Here is a 13,654-nt window from a genome sequence, read left to right as displayed (position 1 = left end):
GTCAGTGGGGCTCAGTCAGCCAAAGGGAGGTAGACCCGGTTGCCGTGCTCCGCGAACTCCTCGGACTTGGCCTGCATGCCCGCCAGGGCCTCGGCGTCGTACTCGGTGTTCACGGCCTTGTCGCCGTAAAGCTCTGTGATGCTTTTACTAATCTTCATCGAGCAGAACTTCGGGCCGCACATGGAGCAGAAGTGCGCGGTCTTGGCCGGCTCGGCGGGCAGCGTCTCGTCGTGGAAGGCGCGGGCCGTCTCCGGGTCGAGGGCCAGGTTGAACTGGTCCTCCCAGCGGAACTCGAAGCGGGCGTCGGAGAGCGCGTCGTCCCAGGCGGAGGCGCCGGGGTGGCCCTTGGCCAGGTCGGCGGCGTGGGCGGCGATCTTGTAGGTGATCACGCCGGTCTTGACGTCGTCCCGGTTGGGCAGGCCCAGGTGCTCCTTGGGCGTGACGTAGCAGAGCATCGCGGTGCCCCACCAGGCGATCATGGCCGCGCCGATGCCCGAGGTGATGTGGTCGTAGCCGGGGGCCACGTCCGTGGTGAGCGGGCCGAGGGTGTAGAACGGCGCCTCGTCGCAGATCTCCTTCTGGAGATCCATGTTCTCCTTGATCTTGTTCATCGCGACGTGGCCGGGGCCCTCGATCATCACCTGGACGTCCCGCTCGCGGGCGATCCGGCCCAGCTCGCCGAGGGTCTGCAGCTCGGCGAACTGCGCCTCGTCGTTGGCGTCCGCGGTGGAGCCCGGCCGCAGGCCGTCACCCAGCGAGAAGGTGACGTCGTAGCGGGCCAGGATGTCGCAGAGCTCCTCGAAGTTGGTGTAGAGGAAGTTCTCCTGGTGGTGCGCCAGGCACCAGGCCGCCATGATCGAGCCGCCGCGCGAGACGATGCCGGTCTTCCGACGGGCCGTCAGGGGGACGTAGCGGAGCAGCACGCCGGCGTGCACCGTCATGTAGTCCACGCCCTGCTCGCACTGCTCGATGATCGTGTCCCGGTAGACCTCCCAGTTCAGCTCCTCGGCCTTGCCGTCCACCTTCTCCAGCGCCTGGTACAGCGGCACGGTGCCGATCGGCACCGGCGAGTTGCGCAGGATCCACTCGCGGGTGGTGTGGATGTTCCGCCCGGTGGAGAGGTCCATGACGGTGTCGGCGCCCCAGCGGGTGGCCCAGGTCATCTTCTCCACCTCCTCCTCGATCGAGGAGGTGACGGCGGAGTTGCCGATGTTGGCGTTGATCTTCACCAGGAAGTTGGTGCCGATGATCGACGGCTCCACCTCGGGGTGGTTCACGTTCAGCGGGATGACCGCGCGGCCGCGGGCCACCTCGGAGCGGACGTACTCCGGGTCCATGCCCTCCCGCAGCGCCACGAACTCCATCTCCGGGGTGACGATCCCCCGCTTCGCGTAGGCGAGTTGGGTCACCGCGACGCCCTCGCGCCCGCGCAGCGGGCGGCGCGGGCGGCCGGGGAAGACCGCGTCCAGGTTCCGCAGGTTCCCGCCGCGCGGCGAGGTGTGCTTGATGCCGTCGTCCTCCGGGCGGGCCTCGCGGCCCTCGTACTCCTCGACGTCGCCGCGCTGGCGGATCCACGCGTCGCGCAGCGCGGGCAGGCCCCGGCGCACGTCGGGCTGGTAGGAGGGGTCGGTGTACGGACCCGAGGTGTCGTACAGCGGAACGGACTTGCCGTTGGTGAGGACGACCTCCTTGAACGGCACCCGCAGGTCGGGGCGGGATCCGTCGCGGTAGGCCTTGCGCCATGCCGGGGTCGGGTAGCCGGTGGTGGCGCTGGTGACCGCGCTCTCCACCTGGGCCGGGGCAGACTTCTGCTGTGCGTCGAACGTGGTCATGAGACCTCTATCTCCCTACGCCGGCATTACCCGGTCAGGTTCCTGCGGTCGACGCAGCGGTCGGTACGCGGCTCGCACGTACCTTTCAGCGCCCTCTCAGCCCGGTGCTCCGAGCTCCCGTGTCCACAGGCGGTTTGCCTGCAACAAGACGTCCATCACCGTAGCGGTCAGGTCCCGGATGGTCCAGAGCGGACCTGACGGTCTGTTCGGCATGCGGACAGGTCAGGGGCGTCACGGCGTCTCCCCGGACGCCTTCCGTCACTTCCGCCCCGCACGGCGAACGGCCCGGCCCCCGTGCGGGGCCGGGCCGTTCCGGGTTCGCGCCGCCGTCAGCTCTTGGCGGCCTTCTTCACCAGGATCACCACGCCGGCCGCGACGCCGACCACCACCAGTGCCTTGAACAGGAAGGCGAGCAGCGAGGTCACCGCACCGACGACGAACAAGATCAGGTTCCAGGCGAGGATCACCGCGACGATCGGGACGACGATGTTGCGCACCCACGAGGGCAGCGACTTCCAGAGCTCAGCCATGTCCGTTCCTTCTCTCCCCTCGGGCCGGTGACGGCTGGTCCGTCGCGTCCCGTTGCTTCGATACTTAGAACGTACCGGGCCGGAGCACTGCTTCCGAGGGGTTCGAGCCCGGAGAGAACCCGGAGATGCCCCCTAGGTCCGGGAGGGACGACCCCCTACCCGGGGAGGGCTCAGACCGGCCAGGTCTCCCGACGCCAGGCGGCGTCCCAGAACATCCACTCGTAGCGCGAGGTGGTCACGAAGTGCTCCACCACCCGGGCCCGCTCGGCCGGGGCGAGCTGCTCGCCCAGACGGTCCGTCAGCTCCAGCACCCGGCGGACCACGGACTGGAAGGCCTCGTCCCCGTAGGTGGCGATCCACTTGGCGTAGAGCGGGTCGGGGGAGGAGGAGGCGAGCAGCTGCTCGCCGACCCGGGCGTAGATCCAGTAGCAGGGGAGCACCGCGCCGACCGCCTCGGCGAAGGAGCCGCCGTAGACGGTGGCCAGCAGGTAGCTGGTGTAGGCCCGGGTGGTGGGCAGGACCGGCTCGGCGGCGGCCTCCTCGGCGCGCTCGCCGAAGGCGGAGAGGAAGTCGGCGTGCATCTCCTGCTCGGCGGCGATGGCGCCGACCGCGTCGGCGGCGAAGGCCCGCACGCCCTCCTCGTCGGGGGCCTTGGCGGCGCAGACGGCCAGCGCCCGGGCGTAGTCCCGCAGGTAGTGCGAGTCCTGGACCACGAAGTGGCGGAAGGCGTCCCGCGGCAGGGTGCCGTCGGTCAGTCCGGAGATGAAGGGGTGCGCCAGGATCTCGGCGTGGATCGGCTCGATCGCCGACCAGAGGTCCTCGGTGAAGGTCATCGCTGCTGCTCCTGCCGTACGGGGTCGGGCCTCGGCCGACCCTACCCGGAGCGTTCCGGACGGCCCGTCAGTCCTCCGGCGGGGAGAACACCACCAGCACCCGGAGCTCCTCGGTGACGTGGTGGAAGCGGTGCGGCGTCCCGGCCGGGACGTAGACCACGCTGCCCCGGCCGACGGTGGTGGTCTCGCCGCCGACCGTGAGCTCGGCCCGGCCGCTGATCACCTGGTAGAGCTCGTCCTGGGCGTGCGCGGTCTGGGTGTCGGTCTCGCCGGGGGAGAGCGCGTAGAGCCCGGCGGACATGTGACGCTCCTTCAGGAAGCGCAGGTAGGCGCCGCCGCCCTCGGTGCGCTCGGCGTCGAGCCGGTCCAGCCGGAAGACCTTCACGGGGCCACCCTCCTGTTGTGATGGCCACATTGAACAACATGCGGCCGGAGAGCTTCCGCACGGCCCGGCGGCCTGCCAGGCTCGGGACCATGAAGAACTTCGTCATCAAGACGCTGATCAACGCGGCCGCCATCTGGGTGGCCGCCTGGATCGTGTCCGGCATCACGCTGTCCGGGGACGACTGGCAGAGCAAGACCGTGACGGTGATCCTGGTCGCCCTGGTCTTCGGGGTGGTGAACTTCCTGATCAAGCCGCTGGTCAAGCTGTTCTCGCTGCCGCTGTTCATCCTCACCCTGGGGCTGATCACCTTCGTGATCAACGCCCTGATGCTCTGGCTGACCTCCTGGGCCTCGGACAAGCTGAGCCTGGACTTCCACGTGGACGGGTTCTGGGCCGCGCTGCTCGGCTCGCTGATCATCAGCCTGGTCTCCTGGGGCCTCAACCTGGCCTTCGGCGACGACGACTGACGCGCCGCCGGACGCACGAGGGCCCACCGCCGGCGAGGCGGTGGGCCCTTCGTGCCGTCGGGAGCAGCGGCGTCAGCCGAGGTTCTCGCAGCCCTTGGCCAGGATCGCGGCCAGCTCCTCGTCCAGCTCGCTGCCGGTCGGCTCCTGGCCCATCGGCACCAGCCGGTCGGTCCGGGCCAGGAAGGCGATCAGCGGCGGGGCCGAGGCGACCAGACGGGCGTCGCCGTCCGGGGAGTGCAGCACGATGCAGACCTCGGAGAGCTCCTCGCCCACGGGGTGGATGTGCACGTCCCCCTCGCCGGTCGGGCGGCTGATGCCGTCCAGCAGCAGCTCGCGGGCGAAGTACCAGGTGACCGGGGCGTCACCGGGGAGGTGGAAGGTGAACCGGACCGCGAAGGGGTCCACGGGGTCGTAGTCGAGGTCGACCACGATGCGGAAGGAGAGCTCGTGCGAGACCACGAGGTTCATCACCACGTGGCCCTGGACCGTGCTGTGCATGCGCCAGTACCTCTCGTTCTGCCCGGTGTCCGGTGGCTGAGGGGGACCGCCGGTTGGCCGGGCATGCGATTCGATGTCGTGGTCCTCAAGGTCCCCATCCGGGTCCATCGTGGTGCTTTGGGGACGAATTGGACAAGACGCGCTTTTTCAAATGGTGAGCGGACACACCCGAGGGGGTCAGTGGACGAACGAGGGGGACATCGCCCCGACCAGCGAACGGAGCCGCTCGGCCTTCGCGGCCAACTCCCCGGCGCGGGCCGCCGGGAGGGAGATCGCCATGGTGGCGACGGCCGAGCCGACGGTGATCGGGACGGCGGCGCAGACCGTGCCGAGCGCGTACTGCTGACGCTCCAGCACCGGCCTGCTGGGCTCGGCCGCGGCCAGGCGGCGGAGCAGCAGGGTGCGGTCGGTGAGGGTGGACGGGGTGAGCCCGACCGGCGGGTGGCGGCTGAAGTGGTCCTGGCGGTCCTCCTCGCCGAGCTGGGAGAGCAGGCACTGGCCGACCGCGTGGGCGTTGGCGCTGACCTTGAAGTCGGCCACCTCCTCGACCGCGGGCCGGGCCGGGGCGTCGACCACGTCGACCACCCTGACCTCGCCGTCCTCGTAGACGGCGTAGTAGACGGCGGTGTCCAGCTCCTGGCCGATCTGTTCCATCCGGCCGCGCAGGTCGGCCCGGTCGGCCCGCCGGACGCCGTCCCGGCCGATGCCGTCCGCCGAGGCGCCGTAGAAGAACCGGCCGGCCACCCGGCACAGGTAGCCCTCGTGGGTCAGGGTGCGGAGCAGGTGGTACGTGGTGCCCAGCGGCAGCCCGGCCGCGCGGGCCAGCTGCTTGGCGGTGGCGCCCTCGCGGTACTCGCCGACGGCCTCCAGCAGCCGCAGCGCCCGCTGGACGGAGGCGATCAGGGTCGGCTCCCGGGTGCCCCCGGTCGCTGACCCGGCGCCCCGTATGCTCCGTGCGGCGTCCGTGATCTGATCCACTGTCATGCCCTGCCCCCTGCCCGGTTTCAGTGCAGTTGTGCCCGAATGGCGCTCATTGCAGCACAGGGCGCCCATGCCTGCAATCATTCCGGTGAGCAATGTCGGCTTTTGACCTTCGAATCCAAGGCACCCCCAGCGGAATGTGACTCTCCGGTAGGAGCATCTCCGGCGCCCGCCTTGCTATCGAAGATCCAAAGGGCCTGACTGCCCGCTGCGGCCCCGAAGCGCCCGGGCACGCCGAATCAACCGTTCGGCGGAACCGGGCCGTCCCGTTCGTCCGTCCGTACGAGTTTCACCGGTGGTCGGTGGCGGGAGACTCAGCCACAACGCTCCCCTCCCGGAGGTGGTCATGACCGGCCCCGTCCGTCCCGTGGTGAAGCGCACCGCGCGGGCGATCCTGCTGGAGCTGGACCCGGACGATCCGCACCGCCCGGCCTCGATCGTGCTGATCAAGCGGACCAGGCCCGGCGCCCGGCCGTACTGGATCACGCCGGGCGGAGGGGTGGAGGACACCGACCGCACCGTGGTGGCCGCCCTGCACCGGGAGGTGGACGAGGAGCTCGGGGGCAAGGTCGAGGGCGTGGTGCCCGCCTTCGTGGACACGGTCGCCCACTCCCACCACGAGGACGGCTCACCGGCCCACCCCCACGGCGTCAAGGTCCAGCACTTCTTCGTCTGCCGGCTCACCGCGATGGACCCGTCCCGCCGCCACGGCCCCGAGGTGGACGAACCCCGGGGCGAGTACGAGATCGTCCGGCTGCCCTTCACCCGCGAGGGCGTCACCTCGGTGAACGTCGTCCCGCCCAGCCTGCGCGCCTACCTGGCGGCCAACGTGGAGGGCGTCCGGGCCCTGCTCGCCCCGGACCTGGGCGCCGCCGAACGGCACTGACGGGCGGCCAGCCACCTCAGGCCTCCTCGCCCAGGTCGTGGAAGACCCGGCCCGGCGCCACCCCGGCCCGGGCCAGCGCCCGCGCGCCCCGGCGGACCATGGCCGCCGGGCCGCTCAGGTACGCGTCCCGGCCGGCCCAGCTGCCGTAGCGGGAGACCGCGTCCGGCAGCTCCCCCGCCAGCAGACCGACGGCCTGCTCCTCGGAGACCACCGGATGCACCGTCAGCCACGGGTTCCCGGCGGCCAGTTCGCGCAGCCGGTCCAGCTCGTACAGGCCGTCCTGCCGGCGGGCGCCGTAGAAGACGTCCACCGTCCGCCGGCCCCCGCCGCGCTCGACCAGCTCCTCCACCAGCGCGGTGACCGGGGCGATCCCGGTGCCGCCGCCCAGGCAGACCAGGTCGGCCCCGTCCCCCTGGTCCAGCAGCATCGACCCGGCCGCCGGGCCGAGCCGCAGCACGTCGCCCGGCGCGGCCCGGTGCACCAGCGCGTTGCTCACCCAGCCCGCCTGCACCGCCTTGACGTGCAGGGTCAGCAGCCCGTCCGGCCGGGGCGCGGTGGCGAAGGAGAACGGCCGCCAGACCCGGGGCCACCAGGGCGTCTCCAGGGTGGTGTACTGCCCGGCCCGGTACGGGTACGCCTGGTCCGGACGGAGCGTCAGCTCCGCCACGTCCGACGTGCGCATCCGGTGGCCCACCACCTCGGCCTGCCACCACGGCGGGGAGGTGCGGGCCGCCGCCTCGGCCGCCTCCGACATCACGGTGGCGACCAGGCCGTAGACCCGGCGCCAGGCCAGCTCGGTCTCCGCGTCCCACTTCGGGCCGCAGTACTTGGCCAGCGCCGCCACCAGGCACTCACCGACCGGGGCGTAGTGGCCCGTCAGGGTGCCGTACTTGCGGTGCCCCTGGCCCAGCCGGGTCAGGTAGGCGGTCAGGCCCGGCAGGTCGTCCGCACTCCGGGCGGCCATCAGCAGCGAGCGGAACAGCCGGTCCCGCTGGACGTCCATGGCGGCCGGGAAGAGCGCCCGGACCTCGGGGTGGTGCACGAAGATCAGCGCGTAGAAGTGCGCGGTGGCCCGGTCGGCGAGCGGCTCCACCACCGCCAGGCTGGCCCGGATCAGTTCGACGTCCCGCGCGGTCGGCGGGTCCCCCGCACCGGCCGGGGGCTCGGCGGCCGGCGCCTGCGGGGCGACGCCGCCCAGGGTGTCCATCGCCCAGGCCCGGCTCCAGTGGTCGCCCGGCCCGGCCCAGTTGAGGCCCGGGGCCTGCGGGAACAGCGGCTCCACCGGGGAGGGCGCCACGGCCGGCACCGCCGGCGGGTGCACCGGCCGCGGCGGGATCACCAGGGCCGCCGGCTCCACCACGACGGGGGCTTCCGGCTCCACCACGGTGGGGGCTTCCGGCCCCACCGGGACGACCGGCTCCACCACGGCCAGGGGTTCCGGCTCCACCGGAACGACCGGCTCCACCACCCGTGCGGGTGGCTCCGGTTCCGTCTCCGGCATGCCCGGTACGGCGGCCACCGCGACCGAGCCGCGCCCCGCCCGGACCCTCAACGGGGCTGTCTTCACCGCGATTTGACGAGTGCCCAAGAGAATCGTTTCGCTTCCGGTCGTGCCAGTTGCTGAGGCTCAGCAGCGTGGCACGACCGTGAAGCTCATCCGACAAATCCTCGGAAGCCCGGACACAAGGCCCCCGAAGCGCTACCCTCCCGCGCCCACAGCGGCCGTCACAGCTGCCGCAGCAGCGTCCCGGGCTGCTCCACGCAGTCCGCGACGAACCGCAGGAAGCCGCCCGCCGTACCGCCGTCGCAGACCCGGTGGTCGAAGGTGAAGGAGAGCTGGGTGACCTGACGGACCGCCAACTCCCCTTGGTGGACCCAGGGTTTGGGCGTGATGCGGCCGACGCCGAGCATCGCCGCCTCCGGGTGGTTGAGGATCGGCGTGGAGCCGTCCACTCCGAAGACCCCGTAGTTGTTGAGGGTGAAGGTGCCCCCGGTCAGCTCCGCCGGGGTGATCCGGCCCTCCCGGGCCGCCTCGGTCAACCGTGCGAGCTCCGCACCGAGGTGCTCCGTCCCGAGCGCGTGCGCGTCCCTCACCACCGGCACCACCAGACCGCGCTCGCTCTGCGCGGCGAAGCCCAGGTGCACGGCGGTGTGCCGGACGATGCCGGAACCGTCGGGCGTCACGCTGGAGTTGAGCTCGGGGAAGCGGGCCAGCGCGGCGGTGGAGATCCGGGCCAGCAGGGCCAGCACGCTGATCTTCGGCCCGGCCGCCCGGTTGAGCTCGGCCCGCAGCTCCATCAGGGCGGTGGCGTCGGCGTCCACCCAGCAGGTCGCGGCGGGGATCTCCCGGTGACTGCGGGTCAGCTTCTCGGCCACCGCCTTGCGCAGCCCGCGCAGCGGGACGACGCCCTCGGCCACCGGGGCCGCCACCGGGGCGGCGGGAGCGGTCAGCACCCGCTCCACGTCCCGCCGCAGGATCAGCCCGTCCGGGCCGGAGCCGGCCACCGTCCGCAGGTCCAGGTCGTGCTCGCGGGCGATCCTCCGCACCAGCGGCGAGATCACCGCCACGACGGCGGGCGCCACGGGGACCACGGGAGCCACGGGCACCACCGGAGCGGCGGACACCACCGCAGCGGCCGGAGCCGCGCTCCGCGCGCCCGCACCGACCCGGGCCCGCCGCGCACCGGCCGGCCGCTCGGCCACCCCGTACCCGACCAACGGCCGCTCCACCGCCGGCTCCTGCTCGGCCAGCGGCTGCGGGCCCTCGCCCGGCGCCACCGCGACCGTCACCAGCGGGGCCCCGACCGGAATCTCCTCGCCCTCGGCACCGAACCGGGCCGTCACCACCCCGCCGTACGGGCAGGGCACCTCGACCACCGCCTTGGCGGTCTCCACCTCCACCACGGGCTGGTCCACGGCGATCACCTCGCCGACCTCCACCAGCCAGCGGACCACCTCGGCCCCGGTCAGCCCCTCGCCCAGGTCGGGCAGGGTGAACTCGCGCACCACCGGCATCATCTGGTCAGTCCTCCCACTGCAGCCGCGCCACCGCGTCGAGGATGCGGTCCACACCCGGCAGGTGGTGGTGCTCCAGCATCGGCGGCGGGTACGGGATGTCGAAGCCGGTCACCCGGAGCACCGGGGCCGCCAGGTGGTGGAAGCACTTCTCGGTCAGCCGCGCGGCGATCTCCGCCCCGGCGCCGCCGAAGCCGGAGGCCTCGTGCACCACGACCGCCCGCCCGAGCGAGCGCACCACCTGACAGGCCGTCGCCTCGTCGAAGGGCACCAGCGAGCGCAGGTCCAGCACCGCCAGGTCCCAGCCCTCGGCCTTCGCCGCCTCGGCCGCCTCCAGGCAGACCGGCAGCGAGGGCCCGTAGGTCACCAGCACCGCCGAGGTGCCGGGGCGGCGCAGCACCGCGCGGCCGATCGGCTCCACCGCGGCGGCGGTGTCCAGCCGGTCCTTGCCCCAGTAGAGCCGCTTGGGCTCCAGGAAGACCACCGGATCGTCGGAGGCGATGGCCTCGCGGAGCAGCCCGTAGGAGTCGGCCACGGTGGCCGGGGTGACCACGTGCAGGCCGGGGGTGTGGGCGTAGTACGCCTCGGAGGAGTCGCTGTGGTGCTCGACCCCGCCGATGCCGCCGCCGTACGGGATGCGGATGGTGATCGGCAGCGGGAGCTTCCCGGCGGTGCGGTTGCGCATCTTGGCGACGTGCGAGAACAGCTGCTCCATCGCCGGGTAGGCGAAGGCGTCGAACTGCATCTCGACCACCGGGCGCAGCCCGTACATCGCCATGCCGACGGCGGTGCCCAGGATGCCGGCCTCGGCCAGCGGGGTGTCCAGGCAGCGGTCCGGGCCGAACTCGGCGGTCAGGCCGTCGGTGATCCGGAAGACGCCGCCGAGCTGACCGACGTCCTCGCCCAGCACGTGCACCGTCGGGTCCTCGCGCATGGCGTCCCGCAGTGCGGTGTTGAGCGCCTGGGCCATGGTGCGGGTCTGGGCACCGGTGGTGGTGGCGGTGGTCATCGAGAGTGCTCCTCGGCGGCCAGCTCGGCGGCCAACTGATCGGCCTGCTCCCGCAGTTGCTGGGTGGGCTCGGCGTAGACGTGGGCGAACAGCGACATCGGGTCGAGCGTCGCGTCGGCGTGGAACTCGCTGCGCATCCGGGCGGCCAGCGCCTCGGCGGCCTCGGCGGCGTCCCGGGCCAGCGCGTCCTCCATCAGGCCGGCCTCGCGGAGCTGACGCTCGATCAGCAGGATCGGATCGTGGTCCCGCCAGGCGGCGATCTCCTCCTCCTCGCGGTACCGGGTGGCGTCGTCGGCGTTGGTGTGCGCCTCGATCCGGTAGGTGACCGCCTCGACCAGGGTCGGGCCGCCGCCGGAGCGGGCCCGCTCGACCGCCTCGGTGAGCACGGTGTGCATGGCCAGCGCGTCGTTGCCGTCCACCAGCCGGCCGGGCAGGCCGTAGCCGACGGCCTTGTGGGCCAGGCTGGGCGCGGCTGACTGCCGGGTGAGCGGGACGGAGATGGCGTAGCCGTTGTTCTGCACCAGGAAGACCACCGGGGCGTTCAGCACGGCGGCGAAGTTCAGCGCCTCGTGGAAGTCGCCCTCGCTGGTGCCGCCGTCGCCGAGCATGGCCAGCGCGACGGTGTCGTCGCCGCGCAGCCGGGCCGCGTGCGCCAGGCCGACCGCGTGCGGGGCCTGGGTGGCGAGCGGGGTGGAGAGCGGGGCGGTGCGGGTGGCCCGGGGGTCGTAGCCGGTGTGCGCGTTGCCGCGCAGCAGGGTGAGCGCCTCCAGCGGGTCGACGCCCCGGCTGACCACGGCCAGGGTGTCCCGGTAGCTGGGGAAGAGCCAGTCGTCCTGACGGAGCGCCAGCGCGGCGGCCACCTGGCAGGCCTCCTGGCCGGTGGAGGCCGGGTAGACCGCGAGCCGGCCCTGCTTGGTCAGCGTGGTGGCCTGCTGGTTGTAGCGGCGGCCCGCGACCAGGCGGCGGTAGAGCTCGGTGAGCAGCAGCGGCTCGGCCTTCTCGGCGGCCGGGGTGCCCAGCATCCGGTAGGGCTCGTGGTCCGGCAGCAGCGGAGCCGGGTCGATCCGCGGGCCGGAGGCGCCGGGGCGCCAGCCGGGCACGTCGCCGGCCAGGTGTCGGTGGTCGAGAACGGTCATCTCGGGCACCTCCAGAGGGTGGGGGAGGGTGCGGCAGGGGCGGGGTCATGCCGGTGGTGCACGAGGGGTGGCAGGGCTGGTCGCCGGAGCGCCCTCTCCCTACCGATTGTTCGGTTGTCCGTTCAATCTGGCCACAGCTGTGCCGTAGTGGTGGACAATCGGCCCGAACAGCAGTCTTCTGGTGACAGCATGTCCACAGCGGGAGGGTCGGGGGCCGTGTCCACTGAACAGACGTCCAACCTGGACCGGATCGACCGGTCCATCCTGCGGCTGCTCCAGCAGGACGGACGGGCCTCGATACGCTCGGTGGCCGAGCGGGTGCACGTCTCCCGGGCCAACGCCTACGCGCGGATCTCCCGGATGGTCGAGGACGGCGTGATCCGCGGCTTCGCCGCCAGGGTCGACCACGAGCGGGCCGGGCAGGGCGCCTCCGCGTACATCACCCTGAAGATCGTGCAGAACTCCTGGCGGACCGTCCGCGAGCAGCTGCTCGCCCTCCCCGGCGTGGCGCACATCGCCCTGGTGGGCGGCGAGTTCGACGTGCTGCTGCTGGTCCACACCGCCGACAACCGGGCCCTGCGGGAGCTGGTCCTCGGCCAGATCCAGAACATCCCGCAGGTACTCGCCACCCAGACCCTGCTGGTCTTCGAGGAGACCGACCAGGTACCGCCGATCTAGGACACCGCTTGCGCCCCGCAGGGGCGCGGGGAACTGCGCGCGGGGGAACGGCAACACGTGCAACTGGCTCGCGTGCCCCGATCTCACGCTGGTCCGCCTTCCGGTTCGCGCAGTTCCTCGCGCCCCTGCGGTGGCTGCGCCTGGACCGTCAGTAGCCGGTGGTGCCGTCCAGGCGTTCGCGGAGGAGGTCGGCGTGGCCGTTGTGGCGGGCGTACTCGGCGAGGGTGTGGATCAGGATGCGGCGCAGCGAGATCGGCTGCCCGGAGGCGCGGTGGGTGCCGGTGACGTCGAGCGAGGCGGCCTCGGCGGTGATCCGGCGGGACTCCGCGACCTCGGCGCGCCAGGCCTCGACGGCCTCGGCCACGCTGCCGTCCAGGTGCTCGAAGTCCTGGTCCGGGTCCTCGTCGGAGTAGTACAGGAGCGGCAGCTCCTCCCCGGCGAACTGGATCCGGAACCACCAGCGTTCGACGCCGGTGAGGTGGCGCAGCAGGCCGTGCAGGCTCAGGGTGGAGGGCTCGACCGGCAGGGTGGAGAGCTCGGCGTCGGTCAGGCCGGCGCACTTGAGCAGGAAGGTCTCCCGGTGCCAGTCCAGGAAGGCGGTGAGCAGCTCGCGCTCGGAGCCGGTGAGCGGCAGCGGCTCGCGCGGGTCGTCGGCGAGCGGCGGGGCGAGGTGTGCGGGCATCTCGGTCATGCCCGCAGCCTGCCACCCCCCACCGTCAGCCGCGGAGCCCGTCGAAGGCCAGGTGGACCAGTGCCTCGGCCACCCCGTCGGTGTGCTTGCCGCCGGGCCGGTACCACTCCACGATCGAGTTGATCATCCCGAACAGCAGCCGGGTGGCCAGCCGGGGCTCCACGTCCGAGCGCAGCTCCCCCGCGGCCACCGCCTCGCGGACCAGCTCGGCCACCTGGTGGTCGAACTCGCGCCGCCGCTCCAGTGCCCACTGCTCGGTCGCGGTGTTCCCCCGGACCCTCAGCAGCAGCGTGACGTACGGGAGTTCGGTGATCAGCACCTCGGCGGTGCGGCGCACCACGTGCTCCAGCCGGTCCACCGCACGGCCCGTCAGCGCCTCCGGCTCGGCCAGGATGCCGAACAGCGCGTCCAGCGCGCGGCCGACGGCGAGCTTCAGCAGCTCCTCCTTGCCGCGCACGTGGTGGTAGATCGAGGACTTGGAGATCCCGGCGGCCCGGGACAGGTCCTCCATCGAGGTGCCGTCGTACCCGCGCTCGTTGAAGACCCCGACCGTGACGGCGAGCAGCGAGTCGACGGTGTAGGCGGTGCGGGTGGTGTTCTCGGCCATGTGAACGAGTATCACCCGTGCGCCCCCGGGTCACTCCACCGCCCCATTGACCCGACCGATCGTTCGGTTACCCTGAGGGGTGACCAGTCCGCCCCAAAAGGAGCGC

At 72.3% G+C, this 13,654-nt stretch carries 15 protein-coding genes; 3 read left to right on the top strand and 12 right to left on the bottom strand.

Going from position 1 to position 13,654, the window contains the following annotated elements:
- Positions 1–11: 11 nt before the first annotated feature.
- From thiC to ABD946_RS39525, 4 genes are all read right to left on the bottom strand, one after another.
- A complete protein-coding gene (thiC, locus tag ABD946_RS39540) occupies positions 12–1,832 on the bottom strand; it encodes a phosphomethylpyrimidine synthase ThiC (protein WP_345288884.1) in 1,821 nt (606 codons plus the stop codon).
- 329 nt (positions 1,833–2,161) lie between these two features.
- The gene (locus tag ABD946_RS39535; RefSeq protein WP_345288883.1) at positions 2,162–2,362 is read right to left on the bottom strand and encodes a DUF5326 family protein; all 201 of its coding nucleotides are present in this window, start codon (positions 2,360–2,362) and stop codon (positions 2,162–2,164) included.
- A gap of 170 nt (positions 2,363–2,532) precedes the next feature.
- On the bottom strand, positions 2,533–3,195 hold the full coding sequence (tenA, locus tag ABD946_RS39530; RefSeq protein ID WP_345288881.1) for a thiaminase II: 663 nt from the start codon (positions 3,193–3,195) through the stop codon (positions 2,533–2,535).
- A 67-nt stretch (positions 3,196–3,262) separates the two neighbouring features.
- Complete coding sequence (locus ABD946_RS39525) at positions 3,263–3,580, bottom strand: cupin domain-containing protein (RefSeq protein WP_345288880.1); 318 nt, start codon at positions 3,578–3,580, stop codon at positions 3,263–3,265.
- Positions 3,581–3,669: 89 nt separating this feature from the next.
- Between ABD946_RS39525 and ABD946_RS39520 the strand changes: the two genes are divergently transcribed.
- Complete coding sequence (locus ABD946_RS39520) at positions 3,670–4,047, top strand: phage holin family protein (protein WP_345288879.1); 378 nt, start codon at positions 3,670–3,672, stop codon at positions 4,045–4,047.
- Positions 4,048–4,119: 72 nt separating this feature from the next.
- Here the strand turns inward: ABD946_RS39520 and ABD946_RS39515 are convergent, their stop codons facing one another.
- The gene (locus ABD946_RS39515) at positions 4,120–4,545 is read right to left on the bottom strand and encodes an SsgA family sporulation/cell division regulator (protein WP_345288878.1); all 426 of its coding nucleotides are present in this window, start codon (positions 4,543–4,545) and stop codon (positions 4,120–4,122) included.
- Between the two features lie 177 nt (positions 4,546–4,722).
- Positions 4,723–5,529: an IclR family transcriptional regulator gene (locus tag ABD946_RS39510; protein WP_345288877.1), complete on the bottom strand. Its 807-nt coding sequence runs from the start codon at positions 5,527–5,529 to the stop codon at positions 4,723–4,725.
- 343 nt (positions 5,530–5,872) lie between these two features.
- On the opposite strand from ABD946_RS39510, the gene ABD946_RS39505 reads away from it, so the two are divergent.
- Positions 5,873–6,412 carry an NUDIX domain-containing protein gene (locus ABD946_RS39505; RefSeq protein WP_345288876.1) on the top strand — a complete coding sequence of 180 codons (540 nt, stop codon included), beginning with the start codon at positions 5,873–5,875 and terminating at the stop codon, positions 6,410–6,412.
- Positions 6,413–6,428: 16 nt separating this feature from the next.
- On the opposite strand, the gene ABD946_RS39500 is transcribed toward ABD946_RS39505, so the two are convergent.
- From ABD946_RS39500 to pdhA, 4 genes are all read right to left on the bottom strand, one after another.
- Positions 6,429–7,859 carry a globin domain-containing protein gene (locus ABD946_RS39500; protein WP_345288874.1) on the bottom strand — a complete coding sequence of 477 codons (1,431 nt, stop codon included), beginning with the start codon at positions 7,857–7,859 and terminating at the stop codon, positions 6,429–6,431.
- 278 nt (positions 7,860–8,137) lie between these two features.
- On the bottom strand, positions 8,138–9,427 hold the full coding sequence (locus tag ABD946_RS39495; RefSeq protein WP_345288914.1) for a dihydrolipoamide acetyltransferase family protein: 1,290 nt from the start codon (positions 9,425–9,427) through the stop codon (positions 8,138–8,140).
- Positions 9,428–9,434: 7 nt separating this feature from the next.
- Positions 9,435–10,436 (bottom strand): alpha-ketoacid dehydrogenase subunit beta, encoded by a 1,002-nt coding sequence (locus tag ABD946_RS39490; RefSeq protein ID WP_345288873.1) that lies wholly within the window; start codon positions 10,434–10,436, stop codon positions 9,435–9,437.
- Complete coding sequence (gene pdhA, locus ABD946_RS39485) at positions 10,433–11,572, bottom strand: pyruvate dehydrogenase (acetyl-transferring) E1 component subunit alpha (RefSeq protein ID WP_380149518.1); 1,140 nt, start codon at positions 11,570–11,572, stop codon at positions 10,433–10,435. Before pdhA ends, ABD946_RS39490 begins: the two co-directional genes overlap by 4 nt.
- A gap of 189 nt (positions 11,573–11,761) precedes the next feature.
- Here pdhA and ABD946_RS39480 point away from each other — a divergent pair, with 189 nt between their 5' ends.
- Positions 11,762–12,250: an Lrp/AsnC family transcriptional regulator gene (locus tag ABD946_RS39480; protein ID WP_345288870.1), complete on the top strand. Its 489-nt coding sequence runs from the start codon at positions 11,762–11,764 to the stop codon at positions 12,248–12,250.
- Positions 12,251–12,398: 148 nt separating this feature from the next.
- Here the strand turns inward: ABD946_RS39480 and ABD946_RS39475 are convergent, their stop codons facing one another.
- Positions 12,399–12,941, bottom strand: a complete 543-nt coding sequence (locus tag ABD946_RS39475) for a DinB family protein (RefSeq protein ID WP_380149519.1) — start codon at positions 12,939–12,941, stop codon at positions 12,399–12,401.
- A 25-nt stretch (positions 12,942–12,966) separates the two neighbouring features.
- The gene (locus ABD946_RS39470) at positions 12,967–13,548 is read right to left on the bottom strand and encodes a TetR/AcrR family transcriptional regulator (protein WP_345288869.1); all 582 of its coding nucleotides are present in this window, start codon (positions 13,546–13,548) and stop codon (positions 12,967–12,969) included.
- Between the last annotated feature and the right edge of the window lie 106 nt (positions 13,549–13,654).

Source organism: Kitasatospora albolonga (assembly GCF_039535905.1).
Classification (GTDB): Bacteria; Actinomycetota; Actinomycetes; order Streptomycetales; family Streptomycetaceae; genus Kitasatospora; species Kitasatospora albolonga.
The sequence above is the reverse complement of the archived record's forward strand: the minus strand, read 5'-3'. Positions and strand labels throughout refer to the sequence as shown.

Coding starts and splice junctions, on each gene's coding strand:
- thiC (WP_345288884.1), bottom strand. CDS start 1,832: ATGACCACGTTCGACGCACAGCAGAAGTCTGCCCCGGCCCAGGTGGAG.
- ABD946_RS39535 (WP_345288883.1), bottom strand. CDS start 2,362: ATGGCTGAGCTCTGGAAGTCGCTGCCCTCGTGGGTGCGCAACATCGTC.
- tenA (WP_345288881.1), bottom strand. CDS start 3,195: ATGACCTTCACCGAGGACCTCTGGTCGGCGATCGAGCCGATCCACGCC.
- ABD946_RS39520 (WP_345288879.1), top strand. CDS start 3,670: ATGAAGAACTTCGTCATCAAGACGCTGATCAACGCGGCCGCCATCTGG.
- ABD946_RS39515 (WP_345288878.1), bottom strand. CDS start 4,545: ATGCACAGCACGGTCCAGGGCCACGTGGTGATGAACCTCGTGGTCTCG.
- ABD946_RS39510 (WP_345288877.1), bottom strand. CDS start 5,529: ATGACAGTGGATCAGATCACGGACGCCGCACGGAGCATACGGGGCGCC.
- ABD946_RS39505 (WP_345288876.1), top strand. CDS start 5,873: ATGACCGGCCCCGTCCGTCCCGTGGTGAAGCGCACCGCGCGGGCGATC.
- ABD946_RS39495 (WP_345288914.1), bottom strand. CDS start 9,427: ATGCCGGTGGTGCGCGAGTTCACCCTGCCCGACCTGGGCGAGGGGCTG.
- ABD946_RS39490 (WP_345288873.1), bottom strand. CDS start 10,436: ATGACCACCGCCACCACCACCGGTGCCCAGACCCGCACCATGGCCCAG.
- pdhA (WP_380149518.1), bottom strand. CDS start 11,572: ATGACCGTTCTCGACCACCGACACCTGGCCGGCGACGTGCCCGGCTGG.
- ABD946_RS39480 (WP_345288870.1), top strand. CDS start 11,762: ATGTCCACAGCGGGAGGGTCGGGGGCCGTGTCCACTGAACAGACGTCC.
- ABD946_RS39475 (WP_380149519.1), bottom strand. CDS start 12,941: ATGACCGAGATGCCCGCACACCTCGCCCCGCCGCTCGCCGACGACCCG.
- ABD946_RS39470 (WP_345288869.1), bottom strand. CDS start 13,548: ATGGCCGAGAACACCACCCGCACCGCCTACACCGTCGACTCGCTGCTC.